We start from the raw sequence: 16,652 nt of genomic DNA on the forward strand, positions 1-16,652 counted from the left end.
GTCAGGGAGGAGGACGACCATTCGCAGTGTATCTTGATGCACATGTATGTGCTTTTTTCGTCGATGCACCCCTTGAGATGCTAAATAAAGGGCGCGGCGACCCCCGGGAGGAGGATGGGAGCCGCCGCTAATCTCAGATGTCCCAGGGAGGAGGAGAGGGACACCTGATCCGTTGCGCTCAGTTGGCTTTTGCCTTCTCAGCGGCTTCCCATGCGAGGCGTTTGATTTCTGAGCGATGTATGCCCAGATCCGCCAGATCGCGATTGCTCAGAACGCTCAGTTCGTGGAACGTTGTTCTGTAGATGCGGCGCGTCGCGTGACGTGCTGCCGCGGTGTGAAAATAGTCTGCCAGCGTCGCATAGGTCCGTTCGACCAGATCGCTGCGTTGTGATACTTCGTTGTAATAGGCCATGTTTTATTGCCCTTTGCTCGTTTCGTTAGCCCAAACATAAGCCAATGCTGCAGTTGCACAATAGCCGCCTTCTCAATGCTGCTATGCAGCAATTGCATAGGGTAAGTGGTTAAAAATCTTGCAAAGCGCACAGCCATTTGGCGCTTTGTACCGTTTGAACGCGCCCCCTTTGCTCTTGCCCCGAATTCTGCCAGTTAATGCGGCGACCCAGCGGAGAAATGCACCATGGCGATTACCAAAGATGACATCCTGTCCGCCTTGCGCCGGATCGAAATGCCGGATGGCGGCGATCTGGTGAGCCGCGATTTGATTCGAGCGGTTCAGGTGCAGAGTGATGAGGTGCAATTCATCATTGAAGCGCCCAGTCCTGAACTCGCTGCGCGCATGGAATCCGTGCGCGCCGCTGCCGAGGCGACCGTGAAGAACCTGCCGGGCGTTGAGAAGGTGCGTGTAGCCCTGACCGCCCACGGCCCGGCCCCCAAACCGTCCGCTCCGCCCAGCCTCAAGGTCGGAGGCCATCCAAAACCACAAGAGAGCCCGACCAAGCCTGCGGGTGTGCAGCGCATTCTGGCCATCGGATCCGGAAAGGGCGGCGTTGGTAAGTCAACTGTATCGTCCAACCTGGCTGTTGCCTTGGTGCGGGCAGGGCGCAAGGTCGGCCTGCTGGATGCTGATATATATGGCCCCTCCCAGCCCCGGATGATGGGTGTGAACAAACGCCCCGCTTCTCCGGACGGAAAAACGATCATCCCGCTGCACGCCCATGGTGTGACCCTCATGTCCATCGGTTTCATGATGGAAGAGGGCAAAGCCGTTGTCTGGCGCGGACCGATGCTGATGGGCGCGCTCCAGCAGATGCTGGGGCAGGTAGAGTGGGGCGAACTGGATGTCCTAATCGTCGATCTGCCGCCGGGGACGGGTGATGTGCAACTGACGCTGTGTACGAAATCGGAATTGAGTGGGGCTATCGTGGTGAGTACGCCGCAGGACGTGGCGCTGATCGATGCTCGCAAGGCGCTGGATATGTTTGCCACGCTCAAGACGCCTGTGCTGGGACTGATCGAAAACATGTCGATGTTTGTCTGCCCGGATTGCGGGTCCGAGCACCAGATCTTTGGGCAGGGCGGCGTTGCGGCGGAAGCGGACAAAATGGGAGTGCCTTTGCTGGGGGCCTTGCCCATTGACCTTGAAACGCGCCTTGCCGGTGACGGCGGCACACCCGTGGCGGCCGGTGACGGACCAATGGCGCAGGCCTATGCGCGCATCGCCGAGGGTTTGATCAAGGGCGGGATGGCCTGAGCGTGGCCGGTCCCGCGACTTGTCTGGCCACCTACGGCACTTTGGCGCCGGGACGAGCAAACGCCCATCAGCTGGAGGAGTTAAAGGGACACTGTTCGCTTGGCATTGTACGCGGGCACTTGAAAGAAGCGGGGTGGGGCGCGCAAATGGGATATCCCGGTTTGATCCTTGATCCGGAGGGCGGTGCCGTTGAAGTGAACCTGTTCCATTCCACGGACCTGCCTGATCACTGGGCGCGTCTGGATGCGTTCGAGGGGCCGGGATATGCGCGTGTTGAGATTTCGGTAGATACAGAGACTGGACCAGTACCTGCCTATATATACGTATTGGCTTATTAACGCAGAACGGACCGGATCATGGGATTGTATGGCCCCCCGATTGGGAAAGCGTGGGAATTGGCCTCAATTGCTGCTCGATTCGAATCAATATTTCCAGATTTGCGAGTAATTTCCTCTTTTGCGGCGAGAACGTAAATAGAACATTGCGCTCGGCTGTCTGGAAATGTCATTTTTTTGGGATTTTATGGGCTAAAAGCGATCCAGCCAGTGCGACACTATATGTTGTGTGCATGATGCTGGTGATCACATGATGGGCGCCATTGCGGTGACATTTCCCCACTACATGTTGTTTTTCAATACCTCTGTTCACAAGGTATAGGGTTCATTGGCCACAAAAAAATTATTGTTTCCCATCAATTCCCATGGCATCCCTATTGCATCAGATGAGAACGAGCCCGGGGCACCAAACGACCCCAAGCAAACAAAAAACTCTAGCAGGTTTCATACAGGCACCTCGCTTTCATCAGACCAAGAGATCCGGCGCGCGAGCGAGCAGACATCCCCCCAGGTGGCGCGCGCAGCTGGACATCCCGCAAGACGGGACGAGGGCGGCGGGTTGATCAGTGGCAGCAGATCAACCCGCCGTTTCCATTTCAAGACACTGGGGAACGATTTGAGCGCGGGGGCGCAAAAGAAAAAGGGACGGGCCGACAGGTGGCACGAAGATTCAGAGGCGAAAGCGACCACAAGGTGGACGCAAAGGGGCGGGTGTCTATCCCGGCCTCGTTTCGTCGTGTAATCGAAGCCGCTGATCCCGACTGGACCGAAGGTCTGCCGCCACGCATCATCATTGTCTATGGGGGCGACACCCGCACCTACCTCGAAGGGTTCACTGTCGAGGCCATGGATGAGGTGGATGACAAAATCTCTCTCCATCCGCGTGGTTCGGCCAAACGTAAGGCTATGGAGCGCCTCTATAGCGCACAATCCATCGAAACGGTTGTCGATGAGACGGGCCGCATCGTCTTGCCCGCCAAGCTGCGGGACAAGATTGGTCTGGATGGCATGGCCCGTTTTGTGTCTTCCGGAGATACCTTCGAGATTTGGAAGCCCGAGGCTTACGATGCCAGCATCGCAGCCCTTGATGACGACGGATATGACCCGGATGTCGATCCGTCGGTCTATTTGGACGGGGATCTCGCATAACATGTCGGTCTTCGTGAGCGCATAAGAGATGACCGGGCGGCCACATATACCAGTTCTGATCGATGCGATCTTGGCACATTGCGCGCCGATCGAAGGGACGTGGTTGGATGGTACGTTCGGAGCGGGCGGCTATACCCGGGCGCTTTTGGATGGCGGTGCCGATACGGTCATCGCGGTTGATCGCGACCCGTTGGCCTTCGAAATGGCCTCTGATTGGGCCGCGGGCTATGGATCGCGACTTCGTATGCAGCCCGGTGTGTTTTCAAAACTAGATGAGTATGGTTCCGGCCTTGATGGCGTTGTGCTGGATCTGGGTGTCAGTTCCATGCAACTTGATCAAGCTGCGCGGGGTTTTTCCTTTCAGAAGGACGGCCCACTCGACATGCGGATGAGCCAGGATGGACCCACAGCCGCCGATATCGTGAACCAAGCGGACGAGGGCGTGCTGGCCGACATCCTTTTTCATTACGGCGAAGAACGCGCCAGTCGCCGCATCGCGCGCGCAATAATCACGGCCCGCCCCATCACTACGACGTTGGAGCTCGCTGGTATCGTCGAAAAGTGCCTGCCGCGTCCCAAGCCGGGACAGTCGCACCCCGCCACACGCAGCTTTCAGGCGCTGCGCATTGCCGTAAACAATGAATATGACGAGCTCTATCAGGGCCTTATGGCGGCCGAACGCGCCTTGAAACCCGGCGGTAAACTGGCTGTAGTTACCTTCCATTCGGTCGAGGACCGTATGGTTAAACGGTTTCTCACAGCGCGCGGCGGACGCAGTGCCAATGCCAACCGCTATGCGCCTGAAACAGTGCAAGAGGCGGCCCAGTTCACCGTTAAAAGCCGCAAGGCCATTGGCCCGGATGCAACTGAACTGGCTGCAAACCCACGCAGCCGCTCGGCCAAGTTGCGCGTGGGCATCCGCACTGACGCACCTGCCGGGGTCATCGACGCCAAATCCATTAGTATGCCGCAGATCAAAGGGGGGATATGATGCGAAGTGTCCTTTATGTGCTGACAACGCTAGCGGTTATCGGGCTGGCCTTTTGGGCCTACCGCGAAAACTACGCCACGCAGGATTCGCTGGCCCAGACAGATCAGCTACACCGCGACATTCGTGCTGCCCATGCCCGTTTGGCCGTGCTCAAGGCAGAATGGGCCTATCTCAATCGCCCCGATCGTTTGCGCGATCTGGCGGACATCAACTTTGATCGCCTTGGTTTGTTGCCTTTCCGCCCCGACCAGTTCGGACGCGTAGACGAGGTGGCCTATCCCGCACCGCCACTTCTGGACATCACAAATAGCATTGAGGTGTCCGGCATCCTGCCTGTCGCGGAGGTTTCAGAATGACCCGCACACCTCTGCGCCCGCTTGCCCGTATCCTGCCCGCCCGCGCCGCCGGGCAAAGCCCTGATGAGATCGAGCGCGAAAACCGAGCCGCGCGACACGAAGAGATGCGCGACACTGCCCGTCAACGCGCTGAGGGGCGTCTGTTAGTGCTGGGCGTGTTCTTTTTCTGCGCCTTTATGGTTGTCGGATTTCGCATGGGAATGATGGCGACATCCGAACCGGTTGAACCGCGCGCGAGTGCCCAAGGGGCTGCCATCTCTGCCGCACGTGCCGACATCGTCGACCGCAAGGGCAGGCTGCTGGCCACAAATTTTGAAACCCATGCGCTTTATGCCCAGCCACCGCATATGATCGACCCGATACGCGCCGCAAAAGAACTGGCTGCCATCTTCCCTGATCTGGAAGAAGAGAAACTGGCCAAGGATTTCACCGGCAAGCGCAAGTTCCTGTGGATACGCAAGAAAATCAGCCCTGAGCAGATGCAGGCCGTGCATGAGATCGGTGATCCCGGCCTGCTTTTTGGCCCGCGCGAGATGCGCCTTTATCCCAATGGCTCGCTCGCGGCCCATGTGATGGGCGGAGCATCCTTTGGCAAAGAAGGGGTGCATGCGGCCGAGGTGATCGGTGTGGCGGGCGTCGAAAAGTACTTTGACGACTACCTGCGCGATCCGGCCAACGGCCAACGCCCCCTGGAGCTGTCCCTAGACCTGACCGTGCAGGCCGCAGCCGAACGCGTTCTTTATGGCGGCATGAAGATCATGAACGCCAAGGGTGCGACATCGATTTTGATGGATGTGCACACAGGTGAGGTGATTTCAGTTGTCTCTTTGCCGGATTTTGACCCCAACAATCGTCCCCGTCCGGCGACCACTGGCGACCAGTCCGACAGCCCATTGTTCAACCGCTCAGTGCAGGGGGTCTATGAGCTTGGTTCAACCTTCAAGATATTCACCGCGGCCCAAGCCGTCGATCTAGGCCTCGTATCCTCAAACACCATCATCGACACGAAGGGGCCGATGCGTGTGGGCGGCTTCCCCATCGGTGAATTTCGTAACAAGAACTACGGCAAGCTCACCGTGTCCGACATCATTGTCAAATCTTCCAACCGAGGCACCGGGCGCATGGCTTTGGACATCGGGGTCAAACGGCAGCAAGAGTTCCTGAAATCGCTTGGATTCTTTGAGGCAACCCCGTTCGAGATTGTCGAGGCGCGCACAGGCAAGCCGCTGTTGCCCAAACGCTGGACCGATCTGAGTGCGGTGACAGTGAGTTATGGTCACGGGCTATCCACTTCCCCGATGCACTTGGCCGCTGGATACGCGTCCATCGCCAATGGAGGCTACATCGTTGCTCCGACGATCCTGAAACAGAACGGCCCCCGCCTAGGCAGACGTGTCATGAGTGCGCCTTCTGCCAAGGCCGCACGCGACATGTTACGCGCGGTGGTGACCTCTGGAACCGCGAGCATGGGCGAGGTGCCGGGCTACGCTGTGGGCGGCAAGACAGGCACGGCAGACAAGCCAAAGCCAAAGGGTGGGTACTATGACGACAAGGTCATCGCGACCTTTGCCACCATTTTTCCTGCCCATGATCCTAAATACGTGTTGATCGTCACGCTGGACGAACCGGTCGAGACAAGTGGTGACAAACCGCGTCGCACCGCCGGTTGGACGGCGGTGCCCGTCGCCGCCGAGATGATTGGGCGCATTGCACCACTTTTGGGTCTGCGACCGGGCGTTGAACCCGGCTCTCTGACTGATATAACGCTCACAAGCAGTAACTGAGGTGCCTCCGGCATCCGAGCCAAAGGCCGAACCATGGGCGCGCAGGCAAGACCACTTTCATCGCTGGGCCTGACCGCGCTTGGCGGGGCGAATCCGGATATCTCTGGACTGGCCGTAGACAGCCGTGAGACAAAGGCGGGCACTCTGTTTGCTGCGATGCCGGGCAGCCACGTGCACGGAGCGGAGTTCATTCAATATGCCGTACGCATGGGCGCAGTCGCCGTTTTGACCGACCGTGCAGGGGCCGAGATTGCTGCCGACCATCTGGATGGTATCGCAGTTGTGTTGGCAGACGATCCCCGCGCCACCCTGTCGCGCACCGCGGCCCTTTGGTTTGGCGGGCAGCCAGACACGATTGTCGCTGTCACCGGGACTAACGGCAAAACCTCGGTTGCCACGTTCGTGCGCCAAATCTGGATCGAGTTGGAGCTTGCCGCCGTCAACCTTGGCACAACCGGGGTGGAAGGGGCATGGACCGCCCCTCTGGCCCACACCACGCCCGAACCCATCACGCTGCACCGTGTTCTGGCTGAGGCCCGCGCCAATGGCATCACACATGCCGCGATGGAGGCTTCTTCGCACGGGCTTGATCAACGCCGTCTGGACGGTGTGACACTGACCGCAGCAGGGTTCACGAATTTTACCCAGGACCATCTCGACTACCACCACACGTTCGAGGCGTATTTTGATGCAAAGGCTGGCCTGTTTGCGCGAGTCTTGCCGGAAGACGGCACCGCCGTGATCAACATGGACGACCCGCGCGGTGTGGATATGGCCGCGATTGCGCGTGCCCGGGGCCAAGAGGTTCTGAGTGTAGGGCGTGATGGGGGAGATCTGCACCTGTCTGCGCAGCGCTTTGACAGTACCGGGCAGGATGTCCGCTTTGACTATGCTGGCAAAGCCTACACAGCTCGCTTGCCTCTGATCGGTGGTTTTCAGGCGGACAACGTGATGCTGGCATGTGGCCTTGTCATCGCCTGTGGCGCTGAGCCTGCCCATGTATTTGAAACCTTGCCGCATCTTGGCACCGTTCGGGGGCGTATGCAGCTTGCCGCCACGCGCGAAAACGGAGCAGCCGTTTTTGTGGATTACGCCCACACGCCGGATGCTGTTGCCACTGCGCTGTCCGCAATGCGCCCCCATGTGATGGGGCGGTTGATCGCAGTCATTGGGGCAGGCGGTGACAGGGATGCAGGCAAACGCCCGTTGATGGGGCAGGCGGCGGCACTAAACGCCGACGTCGTGTTTGTGACAGATGACAACCCGCGTTCAGAAGACCCCGCGACCATCCGCGCTGCGGTGATGGAGGGGTGCCCCGAAGCCCACGAAGTCGGTGACCGGGCCGAAGCAATCCTGCGCGCGGTTGACGCTCTTGGTCCCGGGGATGCTTTGCTGATCGCGGGCAAGGGACACGAGACAGGACAAATTGTGGGCGATGACATCCTGCCCTTTGATGATGCCGAACAGGCCAGCGTGGCTGTGGCCGCCTTGGAAGGAAGACTAACGTGACGCTATGGACCGCGAGCGACGCCGCTGCTGCAACGGGCGGGCAAGCCACAACAGATTGGGCCGCCACAGGGGTGTCCATCGATACCCGCTCGCTGCAACCGGGCGATCTGTTCGTTGCCCTGCAAGCGGCACGGGACGGGCATGATTTTGTGGCGCAGGCGCTGGAAAAAGGGGCCGCTGCCGCTCTTGTCACTCATGTGCCGGAAGGTGTGGCCTCTGACGCGCCCCTGCTGATTGTCACGGATGTACTGCACGGTCTGGAGGCGCTTGGCGCCGCGGCCCGCGCACGTACCGAGGCCCGTGTGGTCGCAATCACTGGGTCGGTTGGCAAAACCTCGACCAAGGAAATGCTGCGCGCGATGCTCAGCGATCAAGGGCGCACTCATGCGTCGGTGGCCAGCTATAACAACCACTGGGGTGTGCCGCTGACGCTTGCTCGGATGCCCGCAGATACGGAATACGCGGTGATTGAAATCGGGATGAACCATCCCGGCGAGATTGCGCCCCTTGCAAAGCTGGCCCGGCCCCACGTCGCAATGATCACGACTGTTGCCGCAGCCCACCTTGAGGCGTTTGAAAACATCGAAGGCATCGCGCTGGAAAAGGCATCGATCATTGAAGGGCTCGAATACGGGGGAACGGCGATCCTGAACAATGACTGTTCGACCGCCGCAATCCTGCAATCCAAGGCTCATGACATGAAGCGGCGCGACATTGGCTTTGGCGAACACGGTTTTGATTTCGTTCTGAAATCTGTCGATCTGGGGCGCGAGGTAACGGTGGTGCAGGCGACGGCCCACGAGGCACCATTGCTTTTCAAGATTGGGGCGGTCGGGAAGCACTTTGCCATGAACGGTCTCAGTGCGCTTGCGGCGGCAGAAGCGCTTGGCGCGGATCTTGCGCTGGCGGCACAATCGCTGGGCCGCTGGTCCCCGTATCAGGGTCGGGGCGCGCGCGAAGTTATCACGCTCGATGCCGTTGATACCCACATGACGCTCGAGTTGATCGACGACAGCTATAACGCCAATCCTACTTCGATGGAGGCGGCGCTTGGCGTTTTGGCAGCGGCAGAAGTCACCAATGAGATTGGCAGAGTTAGAAAGGGCAGGCGGATCGCCTTTGTCGGAGACATGAAAGAATTGGGCCCAACCGGGCCTGGACTGCACGCAGCACTTGCTGATCTCGATGCGATAGAGGCGATTGACACCGTCCACTGCGTCGGTCCCCTGATGAAACATCTGCATGACGCACTTCCACTCTCGAAGCAGGGCCTGTGGACAGAATCCTCTCAAGACATGGAAGCACAGGTTGCACGCCGTCTCGACAGCGGCGACGTCGTTCTTGTTAAGGGTTCCCTCAGCATGAAATTGGCCGTGATCGTTGACGCGATCCGCAAAATGGGCCATCCCGGAAACACGGGCGCAGACCCACAAGATAATGTGTAAGGCGAGGCGAACATGCTCTATTGGTTGACAGCACTGTCGGATGGCGGGGACTTTTTCAACCTGTTCCGCTACATCACCTTCCGGGCTGGTGGTGCGTTCATGACCGCGCTGGTCTTTGGTTTCATGTTCGGCAGACCTCTGATTGCGGTGCTCCGCAAAACCCAAGGCAAGGGCCAACCGATCCGCGATGACGGCCCCGAGGGGCATTTCGTCAAGGCAGGTACGCCGACGATGGGAGGGCTGCTGATCGTGGGGGCCCTTGTGACATCCACGCTCCTTTGGGCGCGGTTGGACAATCCGTTTGTGTGGATCGTCTTGGGGGTTACGCTGGCTTTTGGATTGATCGGATTTGCGGACGACTATGCAAAAGTATCGAAACAAAACACGGCTGGGGTGCCGGGCCGTGTCCGGCTTTTACTTGGGTTTTTGATTGCGGCCATTGCAGCTTATTTTGCGGCCGTGGCGCATCCAGAGGGGCTGCAAAACCAATTGGCCGTGCCGGTGTTCAAGGATGTGCTGATCAACCTCGGGCTTTTGTTCATCCCCTTTTCGGTCATTGTGATTGTCGGCTCTGCGAATGCGGTGAACCTCACGGACGGGCTCGACGGATTGGCGATTATGCCGGTGATGATCGCCGCGGCAACTTTGGGCGTCATCGCCTACTTTGTGGGGCGGGTCGATTTCACCGAGGATCTGGGTCTTCACTACGTGCCCGGTACGGGCGAGTTGCTGATCTTTACTATGGGGATCATCGGCGGCGGTCTGGGTTTTTTGTGGTATAACGCTCCTCCTGCTGCGGTCTTTATGGGTGACACAGGCTCGCTTGCTTTGGGTGGCGGGCTGGGTGCCATCGCGGTCGCCTCGAAACATGAAATCGTCTTTGCCATCGTGGGCGGGATTTTCGTGGTCGAGGCGCTTTCGGTGATGATCCAGGTCCTCTATTTCAAGAAAACGGGCAAACGGGTTTTTCTCATGGCCCCAATCCACCATCACTACGAAAAGAAGGGGTGGGCGGAGCCTCAGATCGTAATCCGGTTCTGGATCATCGCGCTGATTTTGGCGATGATCGGGCTGGCGACCCTCAAGGTCCGATAGGTGATGTCCCACCCTGAGGCATGCTTCGGCCGGGTAAACTTCATGCGCGTACCGAGGCTTTATAGGGCTCCGGCTGGGTATAACCGTCTTCCCGGACGGCAAAGTAGTAATTGTGAAACAGCCGTCAGTCGGCGCACCCTCTTGCGGGGCGGTGGGCTTCGTGCGACCTCTCGTTGCCAGATAATGGAGAGTGCCATGGGGCGAGCTAAAAGGCAGCAACCAAAGCCAAGACTGTGTCTTCTTTTGGCTGAAAATGCTGCGGCGAGTGCGAGGGGCAGGCTTATGGCGCCGCCAATCGCAGCGGGCGCATTGTCATGATTCCGGTGCGGGGACTTTCGAGCAAGCGCGTTGCCGTGCTTGGGCTGGGTCGCTCGGGGCTGTCTGCCGCGCGTGCTCTAGAAGCGGGCGGTGCCACACCACTTTGTTGGGATGACAATGAGCAGGCGCGCGAGCGAGCCATTGCGGAGGGCTTCACTTGTGTGGATCTCAAAAAGCAGGGCGCGTTTGACGATGTGGCGCGATTGATTGTGTCACCCGGCATCCCGCATCTCTACCCTACGCCCAATCCGGTGGTGGCGGCCGCACTGGCAGCGGGAGTCCCCGTCGACAATGATATCGGGCTGTTTTTTCAATCCTTCGCCACACCCGACTGGAACAATTTCGACACCGCACCGCGGGTGATCGCCGTTACGGGGTCGAACGGAAAATCGACCACTTCGGCACTGATCCATCATATCATGGAGACTGCCCACCGTCCCAGTCAGCTGGCCGGGAATATTGGCCGTGGTGTCCTCGACATTGACCCGCCACATGATGGCGAGGTGATTGTGCTGGAGCTATCAAGTTATCAAACCGACCTTGCGCGTGCGCTGACGCCGGATGTTGCTGTGTTCACCAACCTGACCCCGGATCATCTGGATCGACATGCGGGCATGGGGGGATATTTTGCAGCCAAACGACGGCTCTTTGCCGAGGGAGGCCCGGACCGGGCAGTCATTGGTGTCGATGAGCCTGAAGGGCGATATCTGGCGGGCCAGTTGAGCGAGGGGGCGGCGGACGATCGTGTGATCCGTGTGTCGGCCGGGACGAAGCTGAGTGGCCCCGGCTGGAACGTGTTTGTCAAAAAGGGGTTCCTGTCCGAAGTGCGCAAGGGGCGGCAGGTGGCATCTATTGATCTGCGCGATATCGCCGGCTTGCCTGGTGCACACAATCATCAGAATGCCTGCGCGGCCTATGCCGCCGTGCGGTCCCTGGGCATCGCGCCAAAGGTGATCGAGGCTGGTTTTCGTAGTTTTGCCGGGCTGCCTCATCGCAGTCAGACCATTGCAGAGGCAAATGGTGTGCGTTTCGTGAACGACAGTAAGGCGACCAATGTGGACAGTGCAGCCAAAGCGCTGGCCGCGTTCTCGAATGTGCGTTGGATTTGTGGTGGTTTGCAAAAAGACGGTGGTTTGGATGGGCTTGCCGGCGCGGCCCAGTCCGTGCGCCGCGCTTATGTGATCGGTCGCGAGGCCGCGCAATTTGCAATGCAGCTTGAAGTCGACGCGCAGATCTGTGGGACAATGGCAGCCGCTGTGGAAGCGGCAATAGCGGACGCCGAACCAGGCGACGTGGTACTGTTGGCCCCTGCGGCGGCGAGTTTTGATCAGTATGATAGCTTTGAACGCCGTGGAGAGGACTTCATTGCCGAGGTGGACAAACGGCTGTGACCTGAAAGAGCGCCCTTGCGGGCGCACACCATGTTTTATTTGCCAGTTTCGGATCCCGCCAAGACTGATTTCACTGGCGGAGTGCGCGTGCCGCCGCCATGGCCGAAGACCACGCCCACTGGAAATTGTACCCCCCCAACCAGCCGGTCACATCCACCGCTTCGCCAATGAAATAAAGGCCGGGCGTGGTTTTCGACTCCATTGTTTTGGAGTCGAGAGTGGCGGTGTCGATGCCCCCGCGCGTGACTTCGGCGGTGCGGTACCCTTCGGTGCCACCGGGGATCAGGCTCCACGCACTGAGACTGTCCGTGATCTGTTCGATGCGGGCGTCAGAAAGGTCACCTAGACGCCCCTTGAGGTCATGTTCTGTGCTGAGATGTTCAACCAGCCGGGCAGGGAGGTGGCGGGCGAGTTCGGTAGTGATGGCTTTCTTGCCGTCCGTGTTTCGTTTGTCTTTGAGTACCTTTGCCATGTCCGTTTCAGGGCAGAGATTTACGGTGATCGGAGTGCCAGCGTGCCAGTAGTTCGATGCTTGCAGGATCGCGGGGCCAGAGAGGCCACGATGAGTAAAGAGCAGCGCTTCGTCGAAGGCAGGGCCATCGGCCTTTACTCGGGCAGGGCATGCGACGCCTGAGATGGCGGCAAAGCGGCGGTCGGGGAAAGTGAATGGGACAAGGGCAGCTTCGGTCTGGGTCACTCGGTGCCCAAATTGACGCGCGATATCGTAAGCAAAGCCCGTAGCCCCCATTTTGGGAATAGATTTGCCGCCCGTGGCGATCACAGCTCGCTTGACGGTGACGTATTGAGTCCTTCCATCACGCACCAACGTTGCCTTGAACCCGTCTGGGGACTTTGCGAAGTGGCTGACCTCGGTCTGCAAATGCAGATCGACCCCTGCGTCCTGCATGCAGGTCCGCAGCATTGCGACAATGTCTTTGGCTGATACGCCGCAGAACAGTTGCCCGAGAGTCTTTTCGTGCCACGCGATGCCATGCTGATCGACCAGCGCGATGAAATCCCATTGCGTGTAACGCGCCAGTGCCGATTTCACGAAATGTGGGTTTTCGCTGATAAATGCCTCGGGCGTGCAGTACATGTTTGTGAAGTTGCACCGACCACCGCCGGAAATCCGGATCTTTTCCCCCGGCGCGCGGGCATGATCGACGACCAGCACGCGCCCTCCCGCATGGGCGGCGCACATCATGCCCGCCGCACCGGCCCCGATAACAAGCGTGTCGTAATCCATGACGCCCCCGTGCAGGAATGCGCTGTTTTGGTCAAGAGTTGGGGCACGGTTGCGATCTCAACATCGGTCGGATGAAAAGGGGACCCTGAAGTAGAAAGGTGAGAAGATGCGGATTGCAGCCAAAGTACGATTTCTGGGCTCTGGGACTGTTGCGCGCGGTCAATCTTCAAAACAATGAGCCCATCAGTTGTAGAAAACCTTTGAGGAAATCCGGCCCCTGTTGAATAGTGGACGACGACCGGAGGTGTTTAATTGGAACGGAAACTCGCTGCCATACTTGCCGCCGATGTTGTTTCCTATTCCTCCATGATGGCCGAAGATGAAAACGGCACGTTGCAATCCCTCCAAGCCCATCGCAACACACTGTTTTTTCCCAAAGTGGATCAGTACCGTGGACGCCTCGTCAAACTGATGGGCGACGGTGCATTGGTGGAGTTTCCCTCCGTGGTGGACGCGGTCCAGTGCGCGATTGATGTTCTGACTGCAGTTGAAGATGGGGTATCTGACCTTCAATTACGCATCGGAATCCATCTTGGCGACGTCATCGTGGATGGCGACGATGTTTATGGCAACGGAGTCAATCTTGCTGCGCGGCTAGAGGGCTGCGCAAACGTGGGTGGGCTTTGTATCTCGTCTCTTGTGTTTGAGAGCCTTGGCAACGACGTCAAATCCAAATTTGCGGATGGTGGTGAACAAAACCTCAAGAACATCTTGCGCCCTGTGCGCGTTTTTCACTGGCCCGCCGAAAAAGTGGGGCAGTCGGCCCCAAACCCATCGGGCCGGGAAAAGCCCTCGATCGCTGTCTTGCCATTTGCCAATATGAGCGGAGACGCAGAGCAGCAATTTTTCAGCGACGGGATGGCTGAGGATATCATAACAGGCCTTTCGCGTTTCCGGACGCTGTTTGTTGTGGCGCGCAACTCTTCTTTTCGCTTCAGGGATACGGATCTGACCGAGCGAGACATCGCGGACAAGCTGGGTGTCGAATATCTGGTTGAGGGCAGCGTCAGACGTGCCGGAAACCGCGTTCGCATCTCTGTGCAACTGATTGCGGCAGAGACTGGCAAACATATCTGGGCAGAACGCTTTGACCGCGACCTTGAGGATTTGTTTGAACTTCAGGATGAAGTGACACAGAGCATTATCGCGGTGTTGCCCGGACGTGTGCAACATGATGTGGCTGACCGCATCGGACACAAACCGACAGGTAACATGAAGGCCTATGAACTTTTACTCAAAGGAAAGGCGCTGCGCGATGGCCTGAACGCGAAAGACAATGCCAAGGCCAAGTCCTATTTCGAAAAAGCCCTGGAGTTGGACCCGAACTATGCCAGAGTTTACATGTATCTGGCTGACACCTACGTCGTCGACATGTGGCTTGGGTTAGCCGATGAAAAAGCAGCGACCTACGCCTTGGACATAGCGCGCCAAGGTGCTGCATTGGACAATACAGACCCTTATATTCAGGACCAACTGGGATATGCTTATTTGTGTGCCGGCCTTTGGGATCAGGCGGACAACCAGTTCCAGAAAACACTGTCTCTGATCGTGAACGAAGCAGAATCCATGGCGTGGTGCGGCTATGGGTTTTTGCTGCTGGGTCAGCATGAAAAGTCGCTGGACGTCGTCCAGGAGGCATTGCGACTGGATCCACTGCACCCACCGGCCTTGGATTGGATATTGGGGCAGGTCTGTTTTTTCATGGGCCACTACGATGAAGCCATTGGAAAATTACTTGGAGAGGCGCGCCTCAATTCACTCGCAGACGCTGTTCTTACTGCGGCCTACGCGCAGGCGGGACGCAATAAAGAGGCGGAAGGATCTTTGGTTTCCTTTGTCGACCACAGAAAGCGGGAGCTTTTAAGCCGTAGCAAGCCGGTCGAAAGGGAAAGCATCAGTTCGTTGACAACTGGGTTCAGTCGCATGTGGCGAAACGAAAGTGACTGGGAGAAAATAGCCGCGGGTTTGCGATCTGCTGGCTTGGCAGACTAGGCACTGGACCTACGAAACGATGTCAAGCAGCCCTTCGCAGCCAATCAATGTGATGGGAGCGAACGACCGGCAAGCGGACTAAACAGACTGACGCAGATGCAGCGATATTGGCATCTGTTGGGCGGCCAAGTCACGAAACCTACCGCGGCAACAATGCACCGCAAATTCCCTTGAGCGGTTATTGAAGCCAGCAAAATCGACCGAAATCTGGACCTGTCATTCGCGACCCCAATGCCGTGCTTCTCAGTTGTGTGACATTGACGTTGCTCGAAAACCATATCCCTAAACGCGATGAGTCTATACTAAGAACCTCAGGGTTTCTGAACTTCTGACGCGTTGTCATATTTACTGACACCATGTCAAAAGACGCCAAACCCGTTCCTAGAACACGGCCATCGTCGCGCCACATGCTACCGAGCAAGGCCGCATTGACCCGGTCGACGATCCTTGATGCGGGAAGCGCGTTTTTGGAGACCCGGCCTTTTCGCGATTTGACGGTTGGCATTCTTATGGCAGCAACCGAGTACAGCCGCCCGACGTTCTACCTCTATTTCAATGACCTACATGGACTTTTGGAAACACTCTTAGACGAAGTTAAGGGGGGTATTGTCGAAGGGGCTCAAGCCTGGTTGTCCAATGAGAGTGACGGGGTATCAGGTTTACAAAAGAGTCTGAGGGCGCTTGTCGACGTTGGATATGAACATGGGACGATTCTAAGAGCGGTCTCGAATGCCGCGCCAAGAGACTCAAGATTGGAACACGTCTGGGAAACCTTCCTGAGTTCATTTGACGAGGTGGTTTCAGCACGCATTGAGCAGGATCAAGCCATTGGTGTCACTCCGGAGTTTGATCCTCTTCCAGTTGCACGTGCTTTGAACCGAATGGATGCGGGCATTTTGATCAATGCGTTTGGTGCGCATCCAAAAGCTGAGAAAGAGGAAGTTTTATCTGCCATCACATGTATTTGGCTGGCCACGCTTTACCCGTTCGATGCCCAACTCGTTGTCGGAGACAAAAGCAATGGGAGCGCGTGAAGTTCTTGAGCGGTCAGCTTTCGAACAACAGCTCACTACTATCTAAACCTAGGGGAGAAAGATCTATGAAACTCAGTAACGGGCTTGCAGGTGTCGCCTGCTTTGCAGCCATAATTGGAGCAATGGGCCTGTCCCCCTCTTGGGCGCAAGAAGTGCCTGTCGGTCGTCAGAGTTTTTGGAACCAATGGCGACCTAAACTAAGAGAGAGTTTGGCTCATCTTGTTGGTTTGATTATGCGGCGCGTTGTCTGTGTTGCAAGCGGCGCGCTTCGAGCGTCTTTCGTTTGATCCTTTCCC

At 57.8% G+C, this 16,652-nt stretch carries 14 protein-coding genes; 12 read left to right on the forward strand and 2 right to left on the reverse strand.

The features are described from left to right. Window positions 1–178: 178 nt before the first annotated feature. Complete coding sequence (locus ABJD00_RS09865; RefSeq protein WP_348410160.1) at window positions 179–412, reverse strand: DUF1127 domain-containing protein; 234 nt, start codon at window positions 410–412, stop codon at window positions 179–181. Window positions 413–637: 225 nt separating this feature from the next. Between ABJD00_RS09865 and ABJD00_RS09870 the strand changes: the two genes are divergently transcribed. The 10 genes from ABJD00_RS09870 to murD all read left to right on the forward strand — a co-directional run bounded on the left by ABJD00_RS09870 (window position 638) and on the right by murD (window position 12,084). Next, on the forward strand, window positions 638–1,711 hold the full coding sequence (locus ABJD00_RS09870; RefSeq protein WP_348410161.1) for an Mrp/NBP35 family ATP-binding protein: 1,074 nt from the start codon (window positions 638–640) through the stop codon (window positions 1,709–1,711). Window positions 1,712–1,713: 2 nt separating this feature from the next. Next, window positions 1,714–2,049: a gamma-glutamylcyclotransferase gene (locus ABJD00_RS09875; protein ID WP_348410163.1), complete on the forward strand. Its 336-nt coding sequence runs from the start codon at window positions 1,714–1,716 to the stop codon at window positions 2,047–2,049. Between the two features lie 654 nt (window positions 2,050–2,703). Next, complete coding sequence (gene mraZ, locus ABJD00_RS09880) at window positions 2,704–3,195, forward strand: division/cell wall cluster transcriptional repressor MraZ (RefSeq protein ID WP_108837471.1); 492 nt, start codon at window positions 2,704–2,706, stop codon at window positions 3,193–3,195. Window positions 3,196–3,223: 28 nt separating this feature from the next. Beyond that, window positions 3,224–4,186, forward strand: a complete 963-nt coding sequence (rsmH, locus tag ABJD00_RS09885; protein WP_348410188.1) for a 16S rRNA (cytosine(1402)-N(4))-methyltransferase RsmH — start codon at window positions 3,224–3,226, stop codon at window positions 4,184–4,186. Beyond that, a complete protein-coding gene (locus ABJD00_RS09890) occupies window positions 4,186–4,542 on the forward strand; it encodes a cell division protein FtsL (RefSeq protein WP_348410192.1) in 357 nt (118 codons plus the stop codon). The genes rsmH and ABJD00_RS09890 overlap by 1 nt, the downstream gene beginning before the upstream one ends. Then, window positions 4,539–6,326 (forward strand): penicillin-binding protein 2, encoded by a 1,788-nt coding sequence (locus ABJD00_RS09895; RefSeq protein WP_348410187.1) that lies wholly within the window; start codon window positions 4,539–4,541, stop codon window positions 6,324–6,326. Before ABJD00_RS09890 ends, ABJD00_RS09895 begins: the two co-directional genes overlap by 4 nt. Window positions 6,327–6,359: 33 nt before the next feature. After that, a complete protein-coding gene (locus ABJD00_RS09900; protein ID WP_348410185.1) occupies window positions 6,360–7,835 on the forward strand; it encodes a UDP-N-acetylmuramoyl-L-alanyl-D-glutamate--2,6-diaminopimelate ligase in 1,476 nt (491 codons plus the stop codon). After that, window positions 7,832–9,280 carry a UDP-N-acetylmuramoyl-tripeptide--D-alanyl-D-alanine ligase gene (locus ABJD00_RS09905; protein ID WP_348410183.1) on the forward strand — a complete coding sequence of 483 codons (1,449 nt, stop codon included), beginning with the start codon at window positions 7,832–7,834 and terminating at the stop codon, window positions 9,278–9,280. Before ABJD00_RS09900 ends, ABJD00_RS09905 begins: the two co-directional genes overlap by 4 nt. Before the next feature lie 12 nt (window positions 9,281–9,292). Next, window positions 9,293–10,375, forward strand: coding sequence for a phospho-N-acetylmuramoyl-pentapeptide-transferase (mraY, locus tag ABJD00_RS09910; protein ID WP_348410182.1), 1,083 nt, complete (start codon window positions 9,293–9,295; stop codon window positions 10,373–10,375). A 314-nt stretch (window positions 10,376–10,689) separates the two neighbouring features. Then, a complete protein-coding gene (gene murD / locus ABJD00_RS09915; RefSeq protein ID WP_348410180.1) occupies window positions 10,690–12,084 on the forward strand; it encodes a UDP-N-acetylmuramoyl-L-alanine--D-glutamate ligase in 1,395 nt (464 codons plus the stop codon). Window positions 12,085–12,154: 70 nt separating this feature from the next. Here murD and ABJD00_RS09920 read toward each other — a convergent pair whose 3' ends face one another. Then, window positions 12,155–13,330, reverse strand: a complete 1,176-nt coding sequence (locus ABJD00_RS09920; RefSeq protein WP_348410178.1) for an NAD(P)/FAD-dependent oxidoreductase — start codon at window positions 13,328–13,330, stop codon at window positions 12,155–12,157. Between the two features lie 252 nt (window positions 13,331–13,582). On the opposite strand from ABJD00_RS09920, the gene ABJD00_RS09925 reads away from it, so the two are divergent. Further along, complete coding sequence (locus tag ABJD00_RS09925; RefSeq protein ID WP_348410176.1) at window positions 13,583–15,322, forward strand: adenylate/guanylate cyclase domain-containing protein; 1,740 nt, start codon at window positions 13,583–13,585, stop codon at window positions 15,320–15,322. A 428-nt stretch (window positions 15,323–15,750) separates the two neighbouring features. After that, window positions 15,751–16,356, forward strand: a complete 606-nt coding sequence (locus tag ABJD00_RS09930; RefSeq protein ID WP_348410175.1) for a TetR/AcrR family transcriptional regulator — start codon at window positions 15,751–15,753, stop codon at window positions 16,354–16,356. The last annotated feature ends 296 nt before the right edge of the window (window positions 16,357–16,652 follow it).

The organism is Tateyamaria sp. (assembly GCF_039945315.1).
Lineage (GTDB): Bacteria > Pseudomonadota > Alphaproteobacteria > Rhodobacterales > Rhodobacteraceae > Tateyamaria.